Source organism: Hallella faecis, assembly GCF_018789675.1.
Taxonomy (GTDB): domain Bacteria; phylum Bacteroidota; class Bacteroidia; order Bacteroidales; family Bacteroidaceae; genus Prevotella; species Prevotella faecis.
Genome location: NZ_JAHKBE010000007.1, coordinates 62,586 through 80,350 on the forward strand (window position 1 = coordinate 62,586; position 17,765 = coordinate 80,350).

11 protein-coding genes and 2 pseudogenes are annotated in these 17,765 nt (G+C 50.7%); 9 read left to right on the top strand and 4 right to left on the bottom strand.

Features of this window, described 5'->3' with window-relative positions; all coding sequences use genetic code 11:
• Positions 1-5 precede the first annotated feature (5 nt).
• Positions 6-1,166 carry a glycosyltransferase family protein gene (locus tag KM934_RS03155; protein WP_215759163.1) on the top strand — a complete coding sequence of 387 codons (1,161 nt, stop codon included), beginning with the start codon at positions 6-8 and terminating at the stop codon, positions 1,164-1,166.
• A gap of 1 nt (position 1,167) precedes the next feature.
• On the top strand, positions 1,168-3,159 hold the full coding sequence (locus tag KM934_RS03160) for a fructose-1,6-bisphosphatase (RefSeq protein ID WP_215759164.1): 1,992 nt from the start codon (positions 1,168-1,170) through the stop codon (positions 3,157-3,159).
• 66 nt (positions 3,160-3,225) lie between these two features.
• Here the strand turns inward: KM934_RS03160 and KM934_RS13270 are convergent, their stop codons facing one another.
• Positions 3,226-4,557: an MBL fold metallo-hydrolase gene (locus KM934_RS13270; protein ID WP_317192657.1), complete on the bottom strand. Its 1,332-nt coding sequence runs from the start codon at positions 4,555-4,557 to the stop codon at positions 3,226-3,228.
• Positions 4,558-4,728: 171 nt separating this feature from the next.
• Between KM934_RS13270 and KM934_RS03175 the strand changes: the two genes are divergently transcribed.
• From KM934_RS03175 to KM934_RS03205, 7 genes and pseudogenes are all read left to right on the top strand, one after another.
• On the top strand, positions 4,729-6,177 hold the full coding sequence (locus tag KM934_RS03175) for a choice-of-anchor Q domain-containing protein (protein WP_215759165.1): 1,449 nt from the start codon (positions 4,729-4,731) through the stop codon (positions 6,175-6,177).
• Positions 6,178-6,206: 29 nt separating this feature from the next.
• A complete protein-coding gene (gene cdd, locus KM934_RS03180; protein WP_215759166.1) occupies positions 6,207-6,686 on the top strand; it encodes a cytidine deaminase in 480 nt (159 codons plus the stop codon).
• Positions 6,687-7,417: 731 nt separating this feature from the next.
• Positions 7,418-7,606, top strand: a pseudogene (locus KM934_RS13120) (helix-turn-helix transcriptional regulator); the annotation flags it as partial.
• A gap of 325 nt (positions 7,607-7,931) precedes the next feature.
• Positions 7,932-8,147: pseudogene (locus tag KM934_RS03190) on the top strand (Fic family protein); the annotation flags it as partial.
• A gap of 20 nt (positions 8,148-8,167) precedes the next feature.
• Entirely contained in the window at positions 8,168-10,342 is a 2,175-nt protein-coding gene (locus KM934_RS03195; RefSeq protein WP_215759169.1) for a restriction endonuclease subunit M, read from the top strand.
• Entirely contained in the window at positions 10,339-11,781 is a 1,443-nt protein-coding gene (locus KM934_RS03200) for a restriction endonuclease subunit S (RefSeq protein WP_215759170.1), read from the top strand. Before KM934_RS03195 ends, KM934_RS03200 begins: the two co-directional genes overlap by 4 nt.
• Positions 11,782-11,785: 4 nt before the next feature.
• Entirely contained in the window at positions 11,786-13,864 is a 2,079-nt protein-coding gene (locus KM934_RS03205) for a DUF262 domain-containing protein (RefSeq protein WP_215759171.1), read from the top strand.
• Positions 13,865-14,269: 405 nt separating this feature from the next.
• Here KM934_RS03205 and KM934_RS03210 read toward each other — a convergent pair whose 3' ends face one another.
• The 3 genes from KM934_RS03210 to KM934_RS03220 all read right to left on the bottom strand — a co-directional run bounded on the left by KM934_RS03210 (position 14,270) and on the right by KM934_RS03220 (position 17,525).
• On the bottom strand, positions 14,270-14,914 hold the full coding sequence (locus KM934_RS03210; protein WP_215759172.1) for an HAD family hydrolase: 645 nt from the start codon (positions 14,912-14,914) through the stop codon (positions 14,270-14,272).
• Positions 14,915-15,046: 132 nt separating this feature from the next.
• A complete protein-coding gene (gene rpiB, locus KM934_RS03215; protein WP_215759173.1) occupies positions 15,047-15,490 on the bottom strand; it encodes a ribose 5-phosphate isomerase B in 444 nt (147 codons plus the stop codon).
• Between the two features lie 10 nt (positions 15,491-15,500).
• Entirely contained in the window at positions 15,501-17,525 is a 2,025-nt protein-coding gene (locus tag KM934_RS03220; RefSeq protein ID WP_215759174.1) for a transketolase family protein, read from the bottom strand.
• Positions 17,526-17,765 lie beyond the last annotated feature (240 nt).

Below are 17,765 nucleotides of genomic sequence, written 5' to 3' on the forward strand. Positions count from 1 at the left end.
AACCTATGAAACGCAGAAAAATCCTATACCATGTGACCCCCGACACCGACGCCTCTCCGATCTATCACGAGATGGTGTCGCAGTTGGCCCTCGGCATGCAAGCGCAGGCCGATGTCGACCTGTCGGCTGCGTTAGACGATCACCCTCGCCTGTCGTTGGCCGATTACGACCTGGTTCATGTGTTCGGATGTTGGAACAAGGTAGCTGCCAACCTCATTGCCCGTGCTTATCGCGAGCATGTGCCCACCGTGTTCTCCCCCTTGGGCGGCTTGCAGCCGTGGGTCATGAAGCAGCGCAAGTCGTCGTTGGCCCTTTCTTCGCAACGCGAGATGACAAGCAGGGCATTGGCCGTTCATGTGTGTGGCAAGTTGGAACACGACACGTTTCTCTCCTTGAAATGGAACAATAGGGTGGCGCTCATTAAGAATCCCGTTCTTACCAGCAAGGTGTCGTTCTCCGAGATGGCCTCTCAGATGGACGCCCTCTACCAAAAGGTTATCGACACGTTTGCCCGATTGTTGCTTAGCCACAATTCGTGCCAGCTCATTGGCGAGCTGCTGGTGGCAGGGATCGACGACACCCTCTTGCGCGACCACAAGCGGGTGGGGGTGATCCGCTCAGGCTTGTCGCAGTTGGACGAGGCCGAGTGGCGTAAGATATACCTCTACGCCTCCGACGAGTGTGTTCTCGAGACCCTTAGGCAGGGATTGGCACGCCTGCAGATGGACGCGCCCGACCTGCCCGTCGACACCATCGATCGCTACCCACGCCACCTCCATTACACCACCGACTCCTTGGAGGGCGACAAACTCTTGTCGCGCAACCCCTTGACGAAGAGCAAGCTCAGCGATATCATCGATACCGACGAGAAGAAAGAGAGGCGGATCATCGTCAGGTTGCTTAATTTGAAATACGAGATGGAGCGCAACGAAGCCCCCTTGTCCCATTTGGCCGATCTGTACCAATCGGTGCGCTTTGTCGACGCCGACGAGGATCGTCTCAACGAGGTGGCGCGCGCCATGGGCGTTCTCGAGTTTGCTGAGCGTCTCATGGCCGTGTTGCACCACACCTTTGGTCTTACCGAAGGGTTTATGCCCTTCAGGGAGCGCGCCGACAAGGCTTCCTTAGCTATGGTTAACCATATCACCAAATTTAATACTTACTAATATGAGCAAACAGTATGACATGGAGAGCGACAAGCATTATTTGCAGCTGCTTTCCCAATCTTTCCCAACCGTGGCCGACGCCAGTACGGAGATCATCAATCTGCAAGCCATATTGAACCTCCCCAAGGGGACGGAGCATTTCCTTGCCGATTTACACGGAGAGTATGAGGCTTTTCAGCACGTGTTGAAGAACGCCTCGGGCAACATCAAGCGTAAGGTGAACGAGCTCTTCGGCACCACCCTTCGCGACAGCGAGAAGCGCGAGTTGTGCACGCTCATCTATTATCCTGAGCAGAAGCTTGAGTTGGTGAAGGATTCGGAGCCCGACATCGATGATTGGTACCACATTACGCTCCACCACCTGGTGGCCGTGTGCCGCGACGTGTCGAGCAAATACACCCGCTCGAAGGTGCGCAAGTCGCTGCCCGCCGATTTCTCCTACATCATCCAGGAGCTCCTTCATGAGCGTACCGACGACAACGACAAGGCCGCCTACGTCAATGTCATTGTCGACACCATCATCTCCACGGGTCGCGCCGACGATTTCATCATAGCCATCTCCCACGTCATCCAGCGCTTGGCCATCGACCAGCTCCATATCCTCGGCGACATCTACGACCGGGGCCCGGGTGCCCATAAAATTCTCGATATGCTTGATGGTTACCACCATTGGGACATCACGTGGGGCAACCACGACATCCTGTGGATGGGAGCCGCCGCGGGCAACGACGCCTGTATCAGCAGCGTCGTCCGCCTCTCGCTGCGTTACGCCAACCTCGCCACGCTTGAGGAGGGCTATGGCATCAACCTCTTGCCGCTTGCCACCTTCGCCATGGACGTCTATGGCGACGACCCCTGCAAGGAGTTCCAACCGAAGATCACGGCCGGTTCGGAGCGTCTCGACGACAAGACCAAGCGCCTCACGGCTCTCATGCACAAGGCCATCAGCGTCATCCAGTTTAAGTTGGAGGCGCAGCTCTACGAGCGCCATCCCGATTGGAAGATGCAAGACCGCGAGATGTTCAATTTCGTCGATTTCGAGAAGCAAACCATTTGCCTGGATGGTAAGGAATATCCCATGACGAGCTGCCATTTCCCCACCATCGACCCGAAGCACCCCAACAAGCTCTCGGCAGAGGAGGCCGAACTGGTGGATAAGCTCCATCATAGTTTCTCGGTGAGCGAGAAGCTCCACAAGCATATCCGCATGTTGCTTTCGCATGGCTGCATGTATGGCATTTGCAACAACAACCTGCTCTATCACGCCTCTGTTCCCCTCAACGCCGACGGCACCTTGAAGGAGGTGGAAATCTATCCTGGGCACAAGAGCTCGGGCATGCAACTGATGCTCGATGTGGGCCACATCATCCGCTTGGCGTTCCAGACCGACGCGGCTCCCGAGATGAAGAAGTATGCCATCGACTATTTCATGTATCTGTGGTTGGGCCCCAACAGTCCGTTGTTCGACAAGGCGAAGATGACCACCTTTGAACGCTATTTCATCGAGGCGAAGGAGACCTACGAGGAGAAGAAGGGCAACTACTTCCGCTTGCGCGACAACGAGGAGGTTTGCGACCGCATCATGGACACCTTTGGCGTTACGGGCAACAACCGCCACATCATCAATGGCCATGTGCCCGTGAAGGTGGGCAAGGGCGAGACCCCCATCAAGGCCAATGGCAAGCTCATGGTGATCGATGGTGGCTTCTCGCAGGCCTACCACAAGGAGACGGGCATTGCCGGCTACACGCTGGTGTACCACAGCCGTGGCTTCCAACTGGTTCAGCACGAGCCTTTCACAAGCACCGAGGATGCCATTTTGCGAGGCACCGACATTAAGTCGACCATCCAGATCGTGGAGATGTCGGCCCGCCGCATGCTGGTCAACGATACCGACAAGGGTGTGGAGCTGCGTGGGCAGATCTCCGACCTCGAGGAGCTGCTCTACGCTTACCATCATGGCTTTATCAATGAGCGCGAGCGTAAGAAGTAGCGGCTGCCTATTGGTTGGCTGGGTGGCCATTCCCTATCTCATCTATGCATTTAACCCCCAATCGGTCTAACGGCCGATTGGGGAGGGTGCTTTCTTGCTGAGTAGATATGCCAGCCGCTCCGTTGTTGGGTCGCGTTGTTGGGTCGCGTCGCCGGAGCCGCCCGCCGCTTGCCACTTATGCCCCGCACAATGGATCACCCCACAATATTCGAACCCCTCTTTTTCTATCGCTCGTTGCATCACGATGTTGTCGCGATGCGTGTCGAGGCGTAGCGTGTCGTGGTGTTGTAGGGCGAATTTTATTGCCAGGCTCACCACGCCTTTCACCTTGCCGTTCGAGGCTATGCGATGAATGGTGGCGTATGGGTCGTCGTTGGGCCACGCCCCCTCTTCTATCACCTCGTAGGTGGGATCCACACCTTCGCGAAGCACAAACGTAGCCACAATCTTGTTTGCCCGCACGCACACATAGCAGTCGCCGCTCGCTATGTCGTCGCTTATCAGTGGCTCGCTCGGGTAGCCATCGGTCCATTGCGTGGGGTTGCCATGCTCCGCCATGTATTTGCGCGCCATGGCGAAGATGCCGAGCAGGTGGGGTAGGTCGGCCAGGGTGGCTTGCCGTATCGCCCAGTCGTCGATGACCGTCAGGCGGTCGCCCTCCCTCCTGACCTTCCAGAACGTAACGCCCCGCTCCGCGCAGTAGGGCTCCATGCGCCACGCGCTCTCAAAGCCACTCATCACAAAGTGCATCGGCACCAGCAACTTCACGCGAAGGCGGCTTATCAACTGCCTTGCGCCCAGCGTGTAGCCGTTGCCTATGCGGCCATCCACGGGAAACATGGCGATGTCGACCGTTGGGCACACCTCACCTATGTCGTTGAGCTCTTGCAAGAACCTCCGCTCCTCTTCGGCAGGGTTCACCCACATGCCAAACTCGTGGCTGTAGATGGCTCCGGGCGTGTTGTCGGAAACGAAACGGGCATACCAGTTGCAGAGGTCGCCAGCGTGGAAAAGGCGTTTCCCCTCCACCTCCACCACCCAGCTCACCCCGCTGTCGTTGCTTCCTGTGGCCGTCACGCTAATGTTGTGGTCGTGCCATTGGTCGCCCTTCTCCATCCAAGCGTCGGCAGCCTCCTTGGCGGCACAATGGTGGTCGAGGATGTCGCGCGATAGCAGGTAGGTAAAGGCTGCGCGAGGGTTCGCCTCCCGCCACCCGAAGATGTGCTTGTTGAAATGGTCCCTGTGAAAATGACTCACAAACACATACACGTGCTTGTCGCCGCAGGGGGTCACGAAGCGTTCCATGACGTTGGCGGGGTCCATCCAGTAGTCGAAGACCAACACGCAGCAATCGGTTTCCACCACAAAGCCGCTATGATATAGATAGGTGAGTTCCATTTTCCGTTTTGCTATTGTTCTGCAAAATTAGCCATATTTGTTCGCTTACCCAAACTTTTTGCCATGATGCGTGCGCCATGATGCGTGCGCCATGTGGGCCACGCAACCCAAAAACATGCGGTGCGCCCGTTGTGCCATACAATATTATGACCGTTCGAGCGTTATATAAGCATGAAGAAACAAACAATATATATGTGTGTCATGATGTTGCTGGGCGTCCTCTCGTCGTGCACCGACGACGACAGCTTCACCACCGCACCCTCTCATGTGCTGACCCTCTCGGTCGACACCGTCAACATCGACACCGTTTTCTCCAACGTGCCCACGGCAACCCGGTCCTTCTGGGTCTACAACCATTCGGGCGACGGGCTGCGCTGCCAAAGCGTGCGCCTCGCCAACGGTGCGGCAACGGGCTTCCGGGTAAACGTCGACGGCCAATACCTCGCACCATCGTCTGGCTATGCCGCCTCTGGCATCGAGGTGCGCAACAAGGATAGCATACGCGTGTTTGTGGAGCTCACCTCGCCCGAGAATGGGAAGCCCGACCCGCAGCTATGCCAAGACGACCTCATCTTCACGTTGGAGAGTGGGGTTGAGCAGAAGGTGAACCTCAGGGCCTACACCTGGGACGCGCTGAAATTAACGAACGTACACATCACCCGCGACTCGCTCATCAGCGCCCAGCAGAAACCCATCATCATCTACGGTGGCGTGGAGGTCGACAGCGGAGCCACGCTCACCATAGCACCGGGCACCACCCTCTATTTCCACAACGACGCGGGCATGAACGTCCGCGGCACCCTCAAGACCCTCGGCGAGGAGGGGCGCGAGGTGGTGCTGCGCGGCGACCGCATCGACCGCATGTTCGATTACCTTCCTTACGACCGCGTGCCGGGGCAATGGCAGGGCGTCAGGCTCTATGCGTCGAGCTACAACAACCACCTGGCGTTCATCGATATCCATAGCGCCTACCATGGCGTGGTGGCCGACTCGTCGGATGTGGAGCTCCAGAAGCTCACCCTCGACCATTCCACCATCCACAACTGCCAAGGCTATGGCCTCCACGCCATCCACGCCAAGCTCACGCTTCTCAACAGCCAGATAACCAACACGCTCGAGAGCTGCCTGCGCATCGATGGCGGCAACGCCACCCTCAACCAGTGCACCCTCGCACAGTTCTACCCCTTCGACGCAAGGCGAGGAGCGGCCCTGCAGTTCACATCCACGCAGGCGCCGCTCGTCAACCTCTCGGTGAGCAACACGCTCGTAACAGGCTATGCCGACGACGTGCTGATGGGCGAGGCGGGCGATACGGCCGTGGCCTTCCAGTACCTCTTCGACCATTGCATCCTACGCACACCCAAGGTCACCACGGCCGATAGCGTGCGCTTCACGCAGGTGGTGTTTGAGGACGTGGCAGACACCACCCATTGCGGAGACAAGCATTTCGCCAATATCGACACCGACAACCTCATCTATAACTTCGAGCTCTCCTCGCTCTCCTCCGCCATCGGAAAGGCCAACCCCCAAACGGCGCTGCCAACCGACAGAAAGGGGCGAAAGCGCGACGACAAGCCCGACGTGGGAGCCTTCGAGTGGATAGAGCCGAAAACAGAGTAAAACACCAACAACGAGCAAAAACCTAAGACATGGAAAAACTGACCATCGAAATCCACATGGATTATTGCCAACAAGACGAACTATCTGCCGAGGAGGCACAACTGGTGCAAGCGGCCGCCAAGGCCACCAGCAACGCCTACGCCAAATATAGTGGGTTCAGGGTGGGAGCCGCCCTGAGGCTCAACGACGGACGCATCGTGATAGGAGCCAACCAGGAGAACGCAGCCTATCCCTCCGGGCTCTGCGCCGAGCGAACCGCCATCTTCGGAGCACAAGCCAACTACCCCGAGCAGCCCATCAAGTGCTTGGCCATTGCGGCAGCCGACAACAATGGGCTGAGAGCCAAGCCCGTGTCGCCTTGCGGAGCCTGCAGGCAAGTAATTCTCGAGATAGAGGACCGATACCAGCAACCCATCGAAATACTGCTCTGCGGAACCGATGGGGTCTATAGGCTGAAAAGCGTGCGCGACCTGCTGCCACTCTCCTTCGTAGAGGCAGATATGCGATAGGAAAAACGCCCCCCAACAAGCCACGACACGCTTCTTTCACCGCTCGCTAACCCCTGCATGGAGGGTGCGAAGGGCGGGGTAGCGATGTGTTGTGAAATGGGTAAACAATCTATAGCCAAATCTACACGTTTCTTTTCCACGACGCTAACATTCGCGGCAATTACACGATTTTTGGCATGGTTTTGTAATTTCCTAACAATCAACGTGTTGTGTTGGTTGCTTTGTGTTCGGCAGTCCTCATTCAACATTTTGCCTTGCCGTTAGGCATGTTTCGTCCCTCAAAACATGCCTAACCGCACAGCGAACCCTTCCCAATCGAGGCACGGTTAGCCATCTTTCGCAACTCGATACATGCCAAACGCCAACCGCTGAGCTCATTTTCGCTACGCCTATCTTGCAAAAACGGCGTTCCCGCTCTCTGGTTCATGCAAAAAACCGACACAATTTTTTGACCATATTTTATAACAAAGTTTCTTACAGGCCAATATCATTGGGCCCGCTAAGCGTTGATTTTGTAGTTTGTTGCCATACATACCAAAGAGAACTCTACGGTGGGATAGCGATGTTTTCTTTTTAGCTATTACACTTACTACAGAAACTCCTTTATTTAGGCTAAATAATGCATAATACACTATAAAAAAGAATCATGCATGCTACTTTTTAGATATTATTGCACGTTTCACAAGATATTATATTAATTTTGCATTTATCTATATTAATAATGTGTCAATATGGACGGCAGGATAAATAGAACAAAGTTCATGTTGGTTGACAAGGGAAAGACCAACCTCTGGTTAGCCATGCAATTAGGTAAAGATCCTGCAACAGTCAGCAAGTGGTGTGCCAACTTGGCACAGCCTTCACTTGAGACCATAATGCAGATAGCCAAACTGCTCAATGTAGATATGAACGACCTCGTTCGCTTTGAAGCCCTGCCTGATATGCCATCTCGGGAGAAGACAGAAGAAAACATTCAGAAAGAAGAAAAATTAACAGAATATGGCAATAGAAGAAATACTGGTTCGCAAAGAATGTCAGACGTTCGACTGCAAGAGCATTCAAGTATGTCAAAGAGTTTGGCGAGGGCATTGACCGTATCTGCAATGAGTTGGAGACAAAAGGCTGCGCCATCCCATCATTCCACATTGATGCATTCATTTTGAAAGCAACATTGATGGCGGAGTGGACAACAGAAAAGGAGTTTGACCGCCCAAGTACCGCCCAAGTACCGCCCAAGTAGAAAAATTATTGGCAGTAATGAACGATGATTATATTGATGTTTCTGAGATGATGAAACTATGTTCAATAGTCAGACGCAAAACAATGCATGATAGTTATATCGCTCCTGCACTGGCAGATGGTAGTATTGAACGGAAATATCCAGAACAGCCTAATCATCCAAAACAGATGTACCGTCTAACGGAGAAGGCAAAGACTTGGAAGAAGAGTGTGATTGAGTAATATTTATAGCAACAGTCAAGATGAAAGATTATATACAGATTGGAATTGAAAAAGGACTTATTTCTTTTAATGAAGATAATTCTCGAATTAAATATTGCTACCAAGGCAAAGAGAGAAACTATAACAACCCAGAAGAAAAAGTCCAAGCATTGGCTTTTCTGCAATTGGTTATAGACTATAACTATCCAGAGAGACAAATCAAGCAGTTTGAACCTGTCACTATGGGTAGTGAAGTAAAAGAAGCAGATATTGTCGTTTTTGAGGATGAGGTTTGTGTTAAGCCACTAATTCTTGTTGAATGCAAGAAACAGGACGTAAGCGAGGCTGAATTTCAACAGGCTATCAACCAGGCATATAGTTATGCGTTTGCGCTACCTAACGAAGTAAAATATGTTTGGATTACATCTGGAATTAAGAATGATTATTTTGAAGTTGACAAATCACAAAACACAAGAAATCAACTTCCAGATATTCCTCAATATGGTATCCGTGAAGTTGCCAACTATAAGTATGTCTATGGCGCAGAATACTTGCCTGATATACCAGGAAAGCCTAAGTTCTTCGGTCTGGCGGTTATAGAACAAGTGGATTTAACACGACGTTTTAAACTTGCACACGAGGCTCTTTGGGCAGGTGGACAACTTAATCCTTCTGAAGCCTTCGATGAACTGGACAAACTTATCTTCTGTAAAATTTGGGATGAGCGTAAGCCAAGAAAGGTAGGAGAGCCTTATGACTTTCAAATAATTACTGTTTCAAAAAGCGAAGTGCCTGATGAAACCAAACGCCGTATTAAGGAAAATGAGAACCTTCACAATCGTATCAAAGCATTGTACGAAGAGGGACGCAAAAAAGATGCTGAAGTTTTTCGTGACGATATTCGTTTGGCACCAGAAAAAATGAGGACTGTTGTGAGTTATCTAGAAAGCGTCAACCTAAGCGAAACTGACCTTGATAGCAAAGGACGTGCTTTTGAGACTTTTATGGGTTCATTCTTCCGTGGAAATTTTGGACAGTACTTTACACCACGTGAAATAGTGAAATTCATTGTTGACGTTCTTCCGATTACCAATGAATCAAAGGTACTTGATACATCATGCGGTAGTGGTGGATTCTTGCTCTATGCTCTCAACAAGGTGAGAGAACAAGCAACAGAATATTATCCGAATTATAAGAATGATACGAGGCAATATGGAAAGTGGTACACTTATTGGCACGACTTTGCTGAGAAAAATCTGTTTGGTATAGAAATTAATGAACAAATCTCACGAGCTGCAAAGATGAACATGATTATCCATGATGATGGTCATACTAATGTCATTACGTCTGACGGTCTTGTTTCTGATGCAGACATCAAGGCGCGTACGGGTAATAATGGTTTTGAATATGAAACCTTCGACTTCATCATTACCAATCCACCTTTTGGTAGCACTATTCGACAGACAGAGCAGGCATATCTCAAAACCTATATGTTGGGTAAGAAGGAAGAAGACTGGCTTGCAGTAAGGTCAAGAACAGGTGATGATACCCGTGATGGTCAGCAGAGTGAAGTGTTATTTATTGAACAAGATTACCACTTCTTAAAGGAAAATGGCATTCTTGCTATTGTCCTTCCTGATGGTATTCTCACTAATAGCAGTATGCAATTTGTTCGCACTCAGATAGAAGACTGGTTCCGCATAGTCGCAGTAGTAAGTATGCCACAAACAGCTTTTACTGCAAATGGTGCTGGCGTGAAAAGTTCAGTGCTTTTCCTTCAAAAGTGGTCCAAGGAACATACAGAAAAGTTGGTTGCTAAAAAGAAGTCTATTGAAGATAATCTATTGAGTAAAACAAACTATCTTGCAACTCGAAACCTTTGGGATAGGGAAATCAAACAGAAGCAAAAGGAAAAGGTTGCATCAATGAGAAATCGCCAACTCACTTCTGCTACAGAGATAAAGAAAACAGACGAATTCAAATCATGGAACGCAGAGATGCAGGCTGAGTATGCTTCAAAAATTGATGAATTAAAGTATAAACTTGTTGAAGAATATCAGCAAAGAAAGCAGTCGGATTTGCCAGATTACTCCATTTTCATGGCTATAGCTGAAGAAATTGGATATGATGCAACTGGCAAAAAGACAAAAAACAACGAACTGGAAGTAATAGGAGAAGAATTAAAAAAGTTCATAATCAACCTCATATCGAAATGATGTATCAAGTACCAAAACATATTGACAGAAACAAAATCTTCATCGTTAAACGATCGGAGATTGAGGGGAGACTTGAACCTGAATTCTACAAGCCTTCTATTGTAGAAATAGAACACATTATTCGTAAGAAGTCAACTAAGAAATTGCGAGACTTTGCACTTTATATAGCTGGAGGAGCTACGCCTAAAAAGACAGAAGGAGACAAATACTATTCTGATAAAGAGAATGGTATTCCATTCTTACGTGTTCAAAATTTATGCCAGGATGGTTCTGTATTGTTTGATGATTGTGTTTATATAACAAAAGAAGCACATGAAGGGATGTTGCGGCGAAGTCAAGTTGAAGAGGGCGATTTGTTAGTAAAAATTACTGGAGTCGGAAGAATGGCTATTGCTTCAGTCGCTCCCAAAGGATTTGTTGGTAATACTAACCAGCATATGATAGTCATAAAGACTAAGAATAAAGAAATCAGCAAATATCTTGCTCATTATCTTAATCTTGACATGATTGAAAAGATTGCTTCCCGTCATTCTACTGGAGGAACAAGACCTGCTCTTGACTATCCTTCTGTAAAGGCCATACCAATAATTGAAAGAATTGATTTTAGTCATATTGAAAGAGCTATTAAATTAAAGAAACAAAAGGAGTCTGAAGCCCAACAGCTATTGGAAAGTATTGATACGTACATACTGAATGAACTTGGCATTACTCTTCCTGAAATTAAAACAGATTTGAAGAGCAGAATATTTCTTGTGAATAGAAATAAATTGGAAGGAAGATTCGATCCATACTACTCACAAAAGCATTTTGTTGATGCATTTTCGTCTCTTTATTTAGGAAAATATCCGGTATTTCCTTTAAAAAGCTTATCAATACTTATTACTAGTGGCATTACACCAAAATCAGGAGGAGACGCATATACAGAAAACAAAGAGTTGGGAATTCCATTTGTTAGAAGTGGAAATATAGACATAAACGGAGATTTGAATTTTAATGAACTGCTGTATATTAAGCCTGAAATACATAATACTATTATGAAGTCATCTCAGGTTAAGCCAAATGATTTGATGATTGCAATAGTTGGCGCAACAATTGGTCAAGTAGGAATATATTTAGATAAAAGAGATGCCAATATTAATCAGGCCATTGCTTTGGTAAGACTTAAGGATGGAAATGATATTCACTATATTAAAGAAGTAATTAAATCTTCAATTGGGCAATTGTCATTAAATCGCTTGAAAAGACCTGTTGCAAGAGCAAATATCAATCTAGAAGAGATTTCGACAATCCTCGTACCCCTACCTCCACTTGTAAAACAACATAAAATTGCAAGTCATATCTACACAATTCGCCAGCGAGCCAAAACACTCCAAGAGGAAGGTAAGGCAATCGTAGAAAATGCCAAAAAAGAAATAGAACAAATGATAATAGGGAAATAACATAATGAAAGGCGACGCACAACCTCTGATAAAATTCTTTGATGGATCTGACAAGCGATTCATCATACCTCTGTATCAGCGCAACTATGACTGGAAGGAGGGAAACTGCGAGCAGTTGTTCCAAGACTTGATGAAGCTCCATAATAGTGACCGCAAGAGCCACTTCTTTGGAAGCATCGTGTCAAGTATTCAGGCGGGAACAGAAGATAGATTCATCATTGATGGTCAGCAGCGAATCACAACCGTTTCGTTGCTGCTGATAGCTATGGTAAACGCCAAGAAAGAAAGGCTGATAGAGGCTACTGACACAAAGCTTGTTGAGAAAATCTTCAAGCGCTATCTTGTGGATGAATATCAGGAGGATGAGCGCAAGGTGAAACTTAAGCCCATCAAGAAAGACATGCAGGCCTTCGATGCGTTGCTGTATAAGCCCAAAGACCAATATATCAAGGAGTCGAACGTAACTCGCAACTACGATTTCTTCTATGACAAGATAACTCGTGCCGGTTTAACCCTTGACGAGCTCTTTGAGACCATCAAGAAACTCGAAGTTATCAACATACGTCTTGACGAAGATGATGACCCGCAACTGATTTTTGAAAGTCTGAACTCTACGGGTCTTGACTTGAGCGAAGCAGACAAGATACGCAACTATCTCTTGATGTCACTTGCACCTACCGAGCAGGACAATCTTTATACCCGTTTTTGGAATCCTATAGAAGAATTTACTAAGTACGACCCATCATCTTTTGTGCGTGACTACCTAACCATGAAACAAGGCAAGATTGGTCGTATTGATAAGATCTACTTCATATTCAAGGAGTATGCAGAGACCGCAAACATTGACAGAGCTACGCTCTTGGAAGATATGCATCACTACGCTAAGATTTACAGCCAAGTTGACAATGCAGAAGTAGGTACAGTCAAGCTGAATAGAAAGTTGAACCAGCTCAGAACGTTGGATTCTACTATTGCTTATCCTTTCTTTATGGCATTCTTCGACTATGCAACTAAAGTAGGATTGGAAGAAACAGAAATCTACCAAGTTCTTGATGTCATTGAAGCCTACTGGGCACGCAGAATCATTTGCAATCTCCCGTCTAATGTTTTGAATAAGGTGTTTGCCACACTTCACAGAGATGTGTTGAATCATGTCAACACAGCAAGTAACGAGACTGCACCTTCATATATTGACGTGCTGAAATACGTCCTGCTAAAGAAGGGGCGCTCTTCTGTATTTCCATCCGATGAGGAAGTGAAGAGTGATTTCAAGACACGCCAAGTATATAAGATGCCAGTTAATGCTCGTATGTTTATACTTGAGCGCATGGAGAACCAAGATAACAACGAGCGCCATGACGTGGTGAGGGAACTGACAGACAAGAATATTACTATTGAGCATATCATGCCCCAAACCTTGTCTGACAAGTGGAAAACTGCGTTGGGGGATGATTGGGAAAGAATTCATGAGCAATATCTGCATACGATGGCAAACCTAACCCTTACTGGATATAACTCTCAATACAGCAATCTTTCATTTGTTGAGAAAAGGGACATGGAGAAGGGGTTCAAAGACAGTGCGTTTCGATTGAACAACTATGTAAAATCGTGCGAACAGTGGACCGAAACAGAATTGAAAGCACGTCAGAAAGAATTGCAGAGTGTGTTTATGCGCCTTTGGCCTATGCCTACAACGTCATTTGAACCATTGAGACGTGAGGCGGAATCAGCGTCACTTGACGATGAGGACTATGAATTCACAGGCAAGAAACTTCAGGCGTATATACTTCATGGAGTTAGATATACAGTCAATACTTGGAAGGAAATGCTCATTCAAGTATGCGGACATATTCTGATAGAAAAGCGTTCAACCATAGAATGGCTTTGTGCAAACGAAAAATGCGGTTTCTCAACTACACAAGATGATGGGAGACGCGAACTTGCACTGGGTTTGTATGTATGGACGGACAATAGCACAGCTAGCAAGATAAGCATACTTCGTGGAATGTTCGAGGAATGCAACATACCTACATCAGAACTAATCTTTGAATTCCGCTCAGAGCAGGAAATAGAGGAGGAATGACTACTAGTAAACTGCAACCATAAAAGTATGACAGAGCCTACTATCCATGTGTCGGCCGTGTCGTCAAGTTTTGCCCTGATGTCGTTTGACCGGTAAACCCTTTTGGAGGTCCCGAATGTGGCCTCCACCTCGTTCCACTCGCCGAAGGCCCTCTTCTTGTCCTCAGCGTGGCGGTCGTTTCATCCTTGGGCGGTCGTCCAAGCGGGTGGTTATAACAGTCGACATGACAATCCTTGTATTGCATGTAGGGATTCTCCAGAATGGCAGGGATGGCCGCTCGTCGCTAAGATTCTCAACATGCTTCACTATCAGAGCACCAACAACCATGCGGGCGGGCTTGTTGCCTGCACCGTTGTGTCGGTTCTTCACTCGCTTGTTGTATTTCTTCTCTATCTTAATAGCCTTTTACTCTATCATGTCTGCGATTTGCTCGAAGTGGTCGGCGATGGCGTCGGCTCCTGCTTGCATCAGGCTTTGGCGCGATCCGTTGCCATAGGTTACGCCAATGGTGGCGCATCCTGCGTTGCGGCCCATGAGGATGTCGAAATGGGTGTCGCCCACCACCACGGCGTCGGCGGGCTCCAAGGAGAAGTGGGCCAGCGTCTTGCTGACGGGCTCGGCGTGGGGCTTGGCGAGCGTTACGTCCTCGGCGCCCACCACATAGCTGATGATGTGGTTGAGGTGGAACGTATGTATAAACTGGCATACCGACTGGTGGCCGCGACTGGTGGCTATGGTGAGCAGCAGGCCGCGGGCGTGGAGCTGGCGGAGGGTGGCTGCCACTTGGGGGAACATGGGTACGCCGAGCTCACGGTTGACGTCCTCGAAGATGTGGCGGTAGCAATGGGTGCACGCCTGGGCCATGCCCGCCGACATGGGCTCCAACACGGGGAACGCCTCGAGGAGGGGCAGGCCGATGGTGGCCGCTATCTCGGCATCGGTGTGGGGAGGAAGGTGCATGGCGCTGAGGGTGCGGTGGAACGTTTTGACGATGACGGGCTTGGTGTCGGCCAGGGTGCCGTCGAAATCGAGGATGACAATCTTTTTCATGTGGGATGATGCGTGCGATAGGATGGGGTGTGGGGGTTAAAAACAGAACGCCTGGGTAGGGCAAAAAGCCTTGCGCCTCCATAGGGGGGACGCAAGGCTTGATGGCATAGATGGGGTTGGGGCGTCGGCCTGTTATCCCTGTACGGGAATCTTGTCGACGCGGCGCTGGTGGCGCCCTCCCTCAAAATCGGTGGCGAAAAACTCGTTGAGGATCTTGCGGGCCATGTCGTTGTTGATGAAGCGGCCCGGCAGGACAAGCACGTTGGCGTCGTTGTGCTGGCGGATGAGATGTGCGATCTCGGGCATCCAGCACAGGCCAGCGCGGATGCCCTGGTGCTTGTTGAGCGTCATGGCGATGCCCTCGCCCGATCCGCAGATGCCGATGCCGGGGTAGACCTCGCCGCGCTCCACCCCCTTGGCCAAGGCGTGGCCGAAGTCGGGATAGTCGCAGCTCTCCTCGCTGAGGGTGCCATAATCCTTATAAGCGATGCCTCGCTCGTCGAGGTATTGCTTGACAAACTGTTTTAAGGCGAAGCCAGCGTGGTCGCTGGCCAAGCCTACGGTCTTTACCTCCATGGGGGAACGGTTAGCGGTTCAGGAACTCCTTCACCTGGTTGTACACGTTCTCGCCGGTGTAGCCCAACTTCTCGTCGAGCACCTTGTAGGGAGCTGAGAAGCCGAAGCTCTTCATGCCGAACACCTTGCTGTTGGGGCCAATGCCCACCAAGCCCTCGAGGGTGCATGGGAGACCGGCGGTCATGCCAAACTTCTTGACGTTGTAGGGCAGAACAGCCTCCTGGTACTCGGCCGACTGGCGGCGGAACAAGCCCTCGGAGGGAGCGCTCACCACGCGTACCTTGATGCCGTCGCGGCGAAGGGCCTCGCAGCCCGACTCGAGCGTCGACACCTCAGAGCCGCTGGCCACGAGGATGACGTCGGGGTTCTCGTCGGAACCTGCCACGATATAGGCTCCCTTGCGAGCCTCCTCATAATTGTTGCCGGCGGGCAGCTTGGCGATGCCCTGGCGAGAGAGGATGAGCGCGGTGGGGGTGTCTGTGTTCTCCATGGCCATGGCCCAGCAAACGGTGGTCTCGTCGGCGTCGGCCGGACGGAACACGCGAACGCTGTCCTGACCCTTGTGGTTCTGCAACTTCTCCATGAGGCGGATCTGGGCCTCCTGCTCCACGGGCTCGTGGGTAGGACCATCCTCACCTACGCGGAAGGCGTCGTGGGTCCAAATGAACTTCACGGGAACGCCCATCAGGGCGGCGATGCGAACGGCGGGCTTCATATAGTCGGAGAAGACGAAGAAGGTGCCCATGGCGGCGATGACACCACCGTGGAGCATCATGCCGATGCACATGTCGGCCATGGTGAGCTCTGCCACACCGGCCTGGAAGAAGGCGCCGCTGAAGTCGCCTTTCTTCAGGGCGTGGGTCTGCTTCAGGAAGCCGTCGGTCTTATCGGAGTTGGAGAGGTCAGCTGAGGCGCAGATCATGTTGGGAACCTGCTTGGCCAGTTCGGCGAGGCAAGCGGCAGATGCGGCGCGTGTGGCAGAGCCTTCCTTCTGCTCCACCTTGCTCCAATCGACCTTGGGAGCCTTGCCGCTGAACCACTCGTCCATCTGAGCCTTGAGCGCGGGGTTCTCCTTGGCCCAGGCGACCTCGGCGGCCTTGCGCTTGGCCACGATGGCCTTGAGCTCCTCGGCACGGTCGGCATAGAGCTTCTTCACATCGTCGAAGATGACGAAGGGGTTCTCGGGATTGCCACCCAGGTGCTTGATGGTGTTGACGTAAGCGCCATCGCCCAGGGGTGCGCCGTGGGTCTTCACGTTGTGCTCGTAGCTGCTGCCATCGGCCTTCAACGCACCCTTACCCATAACGGTCTTGCCGATGATGAGGGTGGGGCGCTCCTGCTCCTGCTTGGCGGCGTCGAGGGCCTTGCGGATCTGGGCCACATCGCTACCGTTGATTTCGATGACATTCCAGTTCATGGCGCGATACTTGGCGGCGGTGTCCTCCTGCATGACCTCGTTGCACTCGGTGGAGAGCTGGATGTCGTTGGAGTCGTAGAACATGATGAGGTTGTTGAGCCCCAGCACGCCGGCGAGACGGCCTACACCCTGCGAGATCTCCTCCTGCACGGCGCCATCGGAGATGTAGGCGTAGATGGTGTGCTGCATCATGGTGGATCCCAGACGGGCCTCGAGGAACTTCTCGGCGACGGCGGCACCGGCTGCCATGGCGTGGCCCTGGCCGAGCGGACCGCTCGAGTTCTCAATGCCGCGAACAACGTCGAGCTCGGGGTGGCCGGGACAGGGTGAACCCCACTGGCGCAGCTCCTGGATCTCGTCCAAGGTGAAGCGGCCCTGAAGGGTGAGCGCTGAATAAAGCATGGGGCTCATGTGGCCTGGGTCGAGGAAGAAGCGGTCGCGTCCGGTCCAGGTGGGGTCTGTGGGGTCCCAAACCATGTACTCGGAGAAGAGCACGTTGATGAAGTCGGCGCCACCCATAGCACCACCGGGGTGTCCTGACTTGGCTTTCTCTACCATGGAAGCAGCCAAGATACGGATGTTGTCGGCTGCATGGTTCATTACTTGAATGTCATTCATTGCTGTAATATTTTAGTTTTGTTGGTTTTGTAATGTGTTAAAAATACCTCTTATTGCACAAAGTTACTATTTTAAATTTATAACCACGATGGATTTGGCGGGTATTTTGGTGTTTAATACGTTTTTCTTGAGTTTTGCGTCGGTGGGACGGGCGATGGCTCGTCGGGGTAGAGGTGATGGTAAAAATAATCCGCAACCAACCTTCATAGCATGGCTCCTGTGTGCTTACCGAAGGTAACG

Coding starts and splice junctions, on each gene's coding strand:
- KM934_RS03205 (WP_215759171.1), top strand. CDS start 11,786: ATGAAAGGCGACGCACAACCTCTGATAAAATTCTTTGATGGATCTGAC.
- cdd (WP_215759166.1), top strand. CDS start 6,207: ATGGAAAAACTGACCATCGAAATCCACATGGATTATTGCCAACAAGAC.
- KM934_RS03210 (WP_215759172.1), bottom strand. CDS start 14,914: ATGAAAAAGATTGTCATCCTCGATTTCGACGGCACCCTGGCCGACACC.
- KM934_RS03160 (WP_215759164.1), top strand. CDS start 1,168: ATGAGCAAACAGTATGACATGGAGAGCGACAAGCATTATTTGCAGCTG.
- KM934_RS03220 (WP_215759174.1), bottom strand. CDS start 17,525: ATGAATGACATTCAAGTAATGAACCATGCAGCCGACAACATCCGTATC.
- rpiB (WP_215759173.1), bottom strand. CDS start 15,490: ATGGAGGTAAAGACCGTAGGCTTGGCCAGCGACCACGCTGGCTTCGCC.
- KM934_RS03175 (WP_215759165.1), top strand. CDS start 4,729: ATGAAGAAACAAACAATATATATGTGTGTCATGATGTTGCTGGGCGTC.
- KM934_RS13270 (WP_317192657.1), bottom strand. CDS start 4,557: ATGGAACTCACCTATCTATATCATAGCGGCTTTGTGGTGGAAACCGAT.
- KM934_RS03155 (WP_215759163.1), top strand. CDS start 6: ATGAAACGCAGAAAAATCCTATACCATGTGACCCCCGACACCGACGCC.
- KM934_RS03200 (WP_215759170.1), top strand. CDS start 10,339: ATGATGTATCAAGTACCAAAACATATTGACAGAAACAAAATCTTCATC.
- KM934_RS03195 (WP_215759169.1), top strand. CDS start 8,168: ATGAAAGATTATATACAGATTGGAATTGAAAAAGGACTTATTTCTTTT.